This is a genomic window from Anaerolineales bacterium, assembly GCA_016928575.1.
Classification (GTDB): domain Bacteria; phylum Chloroflexota; class Anaerolineae; order Anaerolineales; family RBG-16-64-43; genus JAFGKK01.
Map to the genome: position 1 here is coordinate 40,922 of JAFGKK010000103.1, position 9,137 is coordinate 50,058.

At 62.7% G+C, this 9,137-nt stretch carries 4 protein-coding genes; all 4 read right to left on the bottom strand.

Annotated elements, in window-relative coordinates; all coding sequences use genetic code 11:
* Positions 1 to 85: 85 nt before the first annotated feature.
* Positions 86 to 406, bottom strand: a complete 321-nt coding sequence (locus JW929_12970; GenBank protein MBN1440312.1) for a glycosyltransferase — start codon at positions 404 to 406, stop codon at positions 86 to 88.
* 911 nt (positions 407 to 1,317) lie between these two features.
* Positions 1,318 to 1,599 (bottom strand): hypothetical protein, encoded by a 282-nt coding sequence (locus JW929_12975; GenBank protein ID MBN1440313.1) that lies wholly within the window; start codon positions 1,597 to 1,599, stop codon positions 1,318 to 1,320.
* A gap of 3 nt (positions 1,600 to 1,602) precedes the next feature.
* Positions 1,603 to 2,352, bottom strand: a complete 750-nt coding sequence (locus JW929_12980) for a hypothetical protein (protein ID MBN1440314.1) — start codon at positions 2,350 to 2,352, stop codon at positions 1,603 to 1,605.
* Between the two features lie 239 nt (positions 2,353 to 2,591).
* Positions 2,592 to 8,906 (bottom strand): hypothetical protein, encoded by a 6,315-nt coding sequence (locus JW929_12985; protein ID MBN1440315.1) that lies wholly within the window; start codon positions 8,904 to 8,906, stop codon positions 2,592 to 2,594.
* Positions 8,907 to 9,137: the final 231 nt, after the last annotated feature.

The window sequence follows — 9,137 nt, forward strand, 5'->3', positions numbered from 1 at the left end:
GCCTCCCGCCGCGGGGAAATCACCGATCCAGAAGGAACCGGGCATATTGCGGAATCGCATGGGTCCATTCCTGCAGACAGAGTCGTCAGGAGCGGCGCGCCTCATCCCCCAGCCGCCGCAGGTCGAGCCGCCGCAGCGCGCCCCAATCCTGCCGGCCGGAAACGGGATGCGGCGGGACGGAGCCCAGCCGCCGTTCGAGCGCCGCGGCCGCGCGGCTCCACAGGCTGCGGCCGCGGCGCCGCAGCAGAAACCCGTTCTCCCCGTGGGCGATGTACTCGCTCATCGTCGGCGCGTCGTAGGCGAACACGGCGCAGCCGCGCCCCAGCGCTTCGAGGAAGGTCAGCCCCACGCCCTCGGAGGTCCCGCGGGGCGAGGAAGATGTTCGCCCGGCCGGCCACGTCCGCATACTCGCCGCGGGGGATCAACCCCTCGGCCGTGCGGACCTCGACCCGGGTGTTTCCGATCCGGTCCCCGGGGGAGAAATCCAGCGCCGCCGGCACGCGGTCCTGCGCGGTGCGGAAGACTATCAGCCGGTCAACCGCGAGCGCCCGGCAAAATCGGTCCAGGAAGTCCATTCCCACCAGCCCGCTCCGGTTCCAGTAAAAGAGAACCCGCCCGCCGCTCCAATCCGCCGGCGGGAGATCGTCCGGCGGGAAATAGCGCACCGCGAGCGTTTCCAGACCGGCCGCCTTTGCGCGGCGGCCGACCTCCCGCGAGAAGGCGACCACCCGCAAGGATTTCGGCAGGCGCCGCCACCAATCCTCCTCGTAGCCGCGGGCCTCGTCCCACATCGGGATCCACACGACGCGTAATGCCGGATCGGCCGCCAGCTCCGGGGGCGGCGGCAGCTGGAAGAACACGCGCACAGGCGACCGCCGCTGGGCGGCCGTCAGCGCCGGCAGCGCTTCGCCGCCCCACGCGATCGGCTCAAAGCGGACATAAGGCCGCAACGGGTCGGCCACCAGCAATTGCTGCGCCGGGCTTTGGCGGATGTGCCACTCGAGTCCGAAAATCGGGACACTGGGAATCGTCACCGGCAACCTTCCTGTCCTCCCTCCTCTTCCTGGAGCTGTCGACCAAGAGCCACATGCCGCATTTGAATCTTCATGCCCGCACCGTCTCCCCCGGCCCGACCCACGCCGGGGCAGGCTCGCGCAACGGGAGTGTTTCCAGCGGGCATACAGTCGTTGAGCTCCTGGATTCCCGCTTAACCCACGCGGGAATGACGGACAGACGACTGCAGGGCATCCTCTACAAACGCCGTCTTCCCGTTTAATCGACGGCCCCAGAAACAGGAGGCGGTAGGTACATTTTAACCTACGCTTCGCCCGGCCCAGCGTCCTTCCCGCGCTCCAGCGCGTCCACCCGCTCGGCCAGCCGGGCGTACGCGCCAGCCACGCCGATCAGCATCCCGAGCAGGATGACTTGCATCGGCAGCGGGTCGGCGGCCATCGAAGAGGCCGCCAGCCGGCGGCGCGCCAGGGCGAACAGCTCGTCGAAGATCTTTTGGTCGGCGCGGCTGAGCGCGCGGCGGTAGCGCGCCAGGCGCTGTTCGGCCTGCGCCAACTGTTGGGTGATGGAAACCAGGGTCCGTCCCATGATTCAACCTCCTGACCTCGCCTCCTCTCCCCGCCCTTCTCCCTGACAAACGCCGGGACGAGGACACCCCTCTCCCCCTCCCCTTAAGGGGATGGGGAGAGGGGTTGGGGGTGTGGAGGAGAGGTCCGTCATCGGCGGCAGCGGATGGCGGAAGTCCCGATCCTCCCCGGCGCCTGTCCCTGCTTGGCGGGAGCGCCGCCCGTAGGATTCGAATCCGGGAAGCGCCGGCGGGGGCGGCGGCGCGGGATTCTCCAACTCCGGCCCAACGCGCCGGTCGGCCCGGCGCAGGATTCCGGAATAGAAGCCTTCGCGGTCCGCGACGCGTTCGGAACGCGGCGGGCGCAGGGTGACCGCCACCGGAACTTCCCGGCTGCGGCGGCGCAGCACGGGCCATAGCGCATTGAGCAGCCGGCGCGCTTCGGTGATCGGCACATTTTCGTCGTAGAACGTATCCAGCAGGTGTAGGATCACCAGCGGCGCGGCCTCCGCAGGCAGCGAAAGAATCCGCTCGGCCATCTGGTGGCAGGTGAAGGCGCGCGAAATGTGGATCCGGTCCAGGACCGGCTCGGGAGGCTGTCCGAGCCGGGCGGCGTACTCCGCCAGCCACAGCGCGTCGAAGCGGTTGCCGCCGTCGATCACCCATACCGGCCGCCGCAGGGCGATCTGGGCGGTCAGCGCGAGCGCCAGCGGGACGGAATCCGGCCCGTAGAGCGCGGCCAAGCCGGCCGGCGCCGGTTGCGAGACATCGAGCACGCGTTCATTCTCCATGCCCACAGTATGCAGAACATTTGTTCTAGTGTCAAGGGGGAAGAAACGCCGATGCGAAAAAAAGAAGTTCCCGCGTAAAGCATCGGTAAATTTTTACGCGGGAAAAGAACTAACCGGATTTTTGCAGGGCTGCGAGCTTTGCCTGGGCGGAAATCGACCGGTCCAACTATCCGGTCCCGATCACATTTTTTTTAATGGGCCAATTCCGGCTTCCACATGATGGCTCATAAGGGGACGTTGAATGGCCACAAGACCAGATCATCGGTTCCGTCTCCGATTTCCCCATACCAATTTTGACCCCAACATGCCAACCGTTTGTCCGTCGATATAACACAGATGGCCACTGAGCCGACCGAGACACTCACGACATTGCTGGGAAATTCAAGCCGATCGACAGGCACGTTGCTCATTTCGAATTCCTCTAGCGCTAGTTGCCGACGGAAATTAGAACCCCAGCATTTCAACCCCCCGCCCGCAGAAATTGCACAGGCGTTGTTTTCGCCCGCGGCGACGGCGATGACACCGCTGGATAAGCCGACCACGTCCGTCGGTATCAGAGAAATTTCGTTGGTGCCATTTCCAAGTTCGCCGGCGTAATTTGCTCCCCAGCATTTTACTCCGCCGCCCGCAGAAATCGCGCAGGTAAAATAATATCCGGAAGAAACCATAGTTCCCGGACCGCCCAATCCGATTACATCGACGGGAGCGCATCGCTGAGCGGTGGTTCCGTCCCCAAGCTGGCCACTGTCATTCCCTCCCCAGCACTTAATCCCTCCGCCGGCAAGCACCGCACAGACATGATCCTCCCCCTCCGAGATCGACACCACCCCCTCGGATAATCCCACCACGTCCACCGGAACGTCGCTTTGGTAGCTGCAGGTTCCGTCTCCCAATTGGCCTAAATTATTCAACCCCCAGCACTTCACACCGCCATCGCCCGTCAGGGCACAGGTAAAACCATATCCGCTCGCCACCGACACAACCCCGCTCGATAATCCGATAACATCTACGGGCGTCAACCGACCCGTCGTTGTGCCGTCTCCTAAAGCACCGTTACCGTTTTCTCCCCAGCATTTCACTCCCCCACCGGCGGTAATCGCGCAGGTGTGGCCAAAGGCAGTGGAGACAGCCTGAACGGCTGAATCCAACCCAACGACCAACGTTGGATAGAATCGATCCTCAGTGGTTCCATCCCCTAATTGACCTGAGTAATTCTGACCCCAGCATTTAAGATTGCCGAGTGTGGTAACCGCGCAGGTGGACCAATACATTCCCGTGGAGACGGCCAACGCACCTTCTCCTGTGGTAATGTTCGTAATTTCGCAGCTCGGCACCATGCAGTGGTTGGCGGAGCCGCTCCAAAAAATCTGGCCGCCCTTGATCGTCCGGAAACGGTAGCTGCCTTCCGGCAGGGTGAAGCTGACTTGCCCCTGCACGTTCGTCACCGCCGAATACCCCGCATATGCGGATCCGTTGAAGGCCTGCACCGTCAGCCCGGTTTCGGGATTGCTGTCGGTATCCAGAACCGTGACCACCACCGGGATCGTTGTGGTGATCACGGCGTCGGTGCAGCCCGGCACCGTGCAGTGATTCCCCGTCCCGCTCCAAAACGCCGTCCCGCCCTTCGCCACCCGGAACCGGTAGTCCCCCGCCGGCAGCACAAGCGTCGCCTCACCCTGCCCATTCGTGTACGCCGCGAATCCCGCGTAGGCTGAGCCGTTGTACGCCAGCACGTTCAACCCCGCTTCCGGATCCCCGGATGTGTTGTGCACGCTGACCACCACCGTGTTGTCCACCACCACCGTCACTTGCGAACATCCGGGAACCGCGCAGTGGTTCTCCTCCCCGCTCCAGAAGAACCGGTTGTTCTTCGTCACCCTGAACCGGTACTCCCCATCCTTCATCGTGAACGTCACTTCCCCCGCCGCGTCCGTCGTCCCGTAGTACCCCGCATAGGTCGAGCCATCGTAGGCGATTACTTGGATCCCCGCCTCCGGCACTCCGTCCAAATTCACCACCCGGACGGTCACCGACAGGTTGATCGTGATCTCCGCGCTTCCGCATCCCGGCACCGTGCAGTGGTTCCCCGCCCCGCTCCAGAACGCCGTTCCCCCTTTCACCACCCGGAACCGGTAATCCCCCGCCGGCAGCGTCATCGCCGCCCGCCCCTCTCCATCGGTGTACAGGTAATAGCCCGCATACGTGCTTCCCGTATAGGCCTGCACCTTGATCCCGCTCTCCGGATTGCCCTCCGAATCCTTCACCGTCACCATCACCGTGTCGTCCACCGTCACCAGTGCGCTCGTGCATCCGGGCACGTCGCAATGGTTCGTTTCCCCGCTCCAGAACGAGCGGCTGTTCTTGTACACCCGGAACCGGTAGCTCCCCTCCGGAAGCGGGAAGCTCGCCTGCCCCGCCGCATCGGTCGTTGCTGTGTATCCAGCCCACGTCCCGCCGTTGTAGGCCTGGACGATCAATCCGGCCTCCACCTGCCCGCTCAGGTTCCGCACCATTACCATCACCGGCAGGTTGATCGCGATCTCGGCGCTTCCGCATCCCGGAACCGTGCAATGGTTCGTCGGCCCGCTCCAGTAGGCCGTCCCGTTCTTCGCCACCCGGAACCGGTAGTCCCCTTCCGGCAGCGCCAGGGTCGCCTCTCCGGCGGCGTTGGTGTAGGCCGCGTACCCGGCGTAACTCGTCCCGTCGTACACCAGCACGTTCAACCCCGCCTCGGGATTGCCCTCGGAATCGCGCACCGTCACCACCACGACGTTGTCGACATTGATGTTTATGTTGTCGCAGCCGGGGACGGTGCAATGATTCGAGGCGCCGCTCCAAAAGAAGCGGTTGTTCTGATAAGCCCGGAACCGGTAATTCCCGTCCGGCATGATGAAGCTCACCTGCCCTTGCGCATCGGTGTATCCGGAATACCCCGTGAACGCCGTCCCATCAAAGGCCATCACCGGCACGCCCGCCTGCGGCTGCCCGCTGAGATTCCGCACCGTAATCGTCACCGGATCATTAAAGCGGACGGTCGCGTCGGTGCACCCTGAGACCGCGCAATGATTCTGCACGCCGCTCCAGAAGATCGATCCGTCCTTGACCACGCGGAAACGGTAGTTGCCCGCCGGCAGCCAGAGCGTCGCCACTCCCTGCGAGTCGGTGATGCCGTCGATTCCGCTGTAGGTCAATCCATCGTAGGCTTTTACCAGTACTCCCGCCTGGGGCTCCCCGGCCGAATCCAGAACCGTCACATCCACCGGGTCGTCGGTCCGGATGGTGATGAAACACCGGGATGGGACAAAACATTCGCCGCTCCAGAATTCTTTCCCTTCCCTTTCGGCCATGAATCGGACGGTGGGATAGAACTGGAAGACGAACATTACCTCCCCGGAGCTGTCGGTGTACCGCTGGCCGCCCGTCATTCCGTTGTTGACATATTCGTAGATCACCGGGATGCCCTCCAGCGGCTGCCCGCTGGCGTTCACGACCTTCACATGGGCTTCGCGATAGGAGGTGGGAGTGGGCGTAAGCGAACGTTGCACCGTGTCGGTCACGGTCGGGATCTCCGTCCAGGTGCTGGTACTGGTCAGGGTCGACGTGATGGGCGTGGGGGTGTTGGTGCAGACAGGCGGCGGAGTAACCGTCGGGAAGAAATGGCTGTAGGAATTATTGCCCTCGTTGCTCTCCGCCACCGAGTTGTAGAAGTCGGCCGTGATCGTCAGATTGCCGAACTTTGAAAACCACAGGGTCTCGCTTGCGCCCGCCGCCAAGCCTCCGACCGTCTGCTGCGTTCCGTTTACGTCGACGACAAAAGACCTCGCCTCGGCGTTGCCGACGTTTCGAATCGTGACGGCCAGTTGCGCTTGGTAGCCGCCCGTGCGGCAACTTCCATGCAGCCCGTCCTTGGAGCTGATATGGGCGGAGGAGATGATTAAATCCGGGAGTCCTCCGAGGGGAGTCTCGGTGATCGTCGGGGTATCGGTGGGAGTTCCGGTGATCGTCGGCGATTTCGTTGTCGTCCACGTCTGCGTTGCGTACTTGGCCGTCGCGCCCCGAATGACCTCTTTTTCGAAATACGCCGAACTCCAAGCCAGGGTCGCCGAAGATTGCGTCCCCGGCCCTTGGGCGTACAGCAACCGGATCGGCAGGATCCCCTCGCTGAGGGTAACATCCGCCTGATAGAAATGCGGGCCCTGAACAAGCCAGGAGGAAATGATCGGGGTTTCCAAGTCCCCGACGTATAGCATGCCGCCGTCGTCCAGGTTGTCCAGGTAAAACATGTAGGTTCCGTCCGCCGGAACCTGAAGATATCCCTGGAAGCAGGCGCTCCAGAAGACGCCGTTCACGCCCGGCGCGGGCGATTGCCCGTCCCAGGAGAAATCTACGGACGATACGAACCAGGTGGATATGGCGGGAGCGGTCAAGGTGTCCCAGTTGATTGGATTATCCAGCAGATAATCCATCCGCCCGGCATCGTTGAAATACGTCACGGCCATCGAGCCCGGATATAACCCTCTTCCGCCGGGCAACGGCGGAAGCCCGGGATAAGGAATCGGCGGGCAGGAACCAACCTCGGGGGGTATCGGCGTTATGCCACCGGTTACCGTCGGCGTCAGCGTATCGGTGTATGTGACGTTCGGCGTGTCCGTCCTTGTCCGCGTGTCGGTCCTGGTTCTGCTCACGGTGACCGTCGGAGTATTCGTCATGGTCCGCGGAGTCCGTGTGGACGTGGGCGTGTCGGTGGGGGTGAGCGTAGGAGTCTCCGGGGTGAAAGTGGATGTTTCGGTTTGCTTGGTCGTGGGCGTGGCGGTGGGAGTGAGCGTTGGTGTCTTCGGGGTGAGAGTGTATGTATCGGTACGCGTGGGCGTAGGCGTATCGGTGGAGGTGAGCGTTGGGGTCGCCGGGGTGATGGTGGCTGTATTGGTCCGTGTGAGCGTGGTGGTGGGGGTGCGGGTGGGCACGACCATCCCGCCGGACTCGAATGCGCCGAGGTCGCAATGCGCCCCAAGCGGGCGGACCACGCCGCGTTGGTCGGAGGAGCCGCAATGGGCGTCGTCTCCGGCATCGATCGCCGGCGACCCCGACAGCAGCTCCATCGTCAGGGTGTTTCCGCCGTTGTCGGCCAGAGGCCCGATCATCGGATCGCCCGTCAGCGAAGGCGCGCAGGCGGGAGATCCGTCCGCCACAAGGTTGCTGCCGCCGGAAGCGGCGGCTCCGGCTTCCGCAGCGCACTCCCCGCCGTTGGCCGCGCCCGTAAAAATGTTGTTCCACAAGACGGAAACCGATTCGCCGGTAAGGTACATGCTTCCACCGCCGCCCACCCCCGACCCGTCCGCCCGGTTTCGCGAAAACGTATTGTTGTATGCGTTAATTTGTGCGGCGGAATACACGGCCCCGCCCAAAGCATCCGATTGGTTTGAGTAGAACGTATTGGTTTCAAGGATTATCGTCCGTGGGTTGACATCCTCGAACAGGACCGCCCCGCCGTTCCCGTGGCTGGTGTTCATGCGGAACCAGTTCAGCCGGATGCCGTACCCCAGGCTGTGGAAATCCCGGATGTCCAAGGCTCCTCCCCCCAATTCGCCGTGATTGCCGTCGAAGGAATCCTGTTGGATGCGGTTTGTCCCGCCGTCGATGGAAACCGCCCCGCCGTAGGTCGCAGCCGCATTTTGGAAAAAACCGCTCCCATACACTTCGAAGCGGCTGGTATTCTCTGCGCGTATCGCTCCGCCGCGGGCCGCCGAGGAATTTTGGGTAAAGGCGCATTGGCTAATGAAGCTAGTTGTTCCCGGCCCGGCGTAGATTGCCCCTCCCTGATAGGCCGAATTTTGACTGAAAGCAATGTTGACGATTTGGACTTCAGCGCCATCGCCCACGTACATCGCACCGCCGGAATAATCATTGGTCGAACCGCTGACATACCCGTCCCGCAGAATGAGCGAGTTCATGGAAACGAGAATCGCCCCGCTGATGCGGAAGATGCGCCCCCCCCCGCCGCCGGAAAGGGCGATATGCGGATTGAGGTCGAAGCCGTCAATCCGCAGGCTGCGGGTGATCTCCAATGTGGAGTGAAGCGTGATGGTCTGCCCCGCGAGATCGGGATCGAATTCGACCTTGCCGCCGGAGGCCACGTCGGCGATCGCCTGGCGCAACGATCCGGGTCCGCTGTCGTTGGTATTGGTGACAATGATCAGGGAATCCGGCGTTCTTGTTGAGGTCCGCGTTCTCGTCGGAGTATTCGAAGGGACTAGGGAAAGCATCTCGGTCAAGGTACCGGTCGGCGAGTGGGTCGGAGAGACGGTTGCGGACGGAGGCTGGACGAGCGCCGGCGTATACATCCCCGTCGCCGTTTCGGTCAGCGTCGGCGTGAAGGTGGCGGGATAGGTCGAAGTGGCCGTCTCGGTTTGTTCGCCCTCCTGCGCTTGGGTCACACCGTGTTGGAAGAAAAGGATCACAAACAAAGGAACAAACGCGGCGGCCGCGGCAGCGATCCACCGGGAACGGTTTCGGCGGTTTCTGAGCAGGGCTGTGTCCATATAACATTCCTTTATTTTAAAATCCATGTATTTCCAGGAGGCGGCTTACTATGCCTTGAACTGGTTTGTCTATCGAAATTCCGATTGGATTAAATATTATTCAGTTTTTGTATCTCCTCAGCCCCCCGTCTCTGCCCTTTCCTAACCCCCAACCCCACAACCCCTTCCCCCTCTCCTGACTTATGCCAGGAGAGGGGGAAGGGGCCAGGGGATAGGGGTGAGGATGGAAAA

Excerpts from the sequence above, each read along its gene's own strand:
- JW929_12975 (MBN1440313.1), bottom strand. The coding sequence starts at position 1,599 with ATGGGACGGACCCTGGTTTCCATCACCCAACAGTTGGCGCAGGCCGAA.
- JW929_12970 (MBN1440312.1), bottom strand. The coding sequence starts at position 406 with ATGCGGACGTGGCCGGCCGGGCGAACATCTTCCTCGCCCCGCGGGACC.
- JW929_12985 (MBN1440315.1), bottom strand. The coding sequence starts at position 8,906 with ATGGACACAGCCCTGCTCAGAAACCGCCGAAACCGTTCCCGGTGGATC.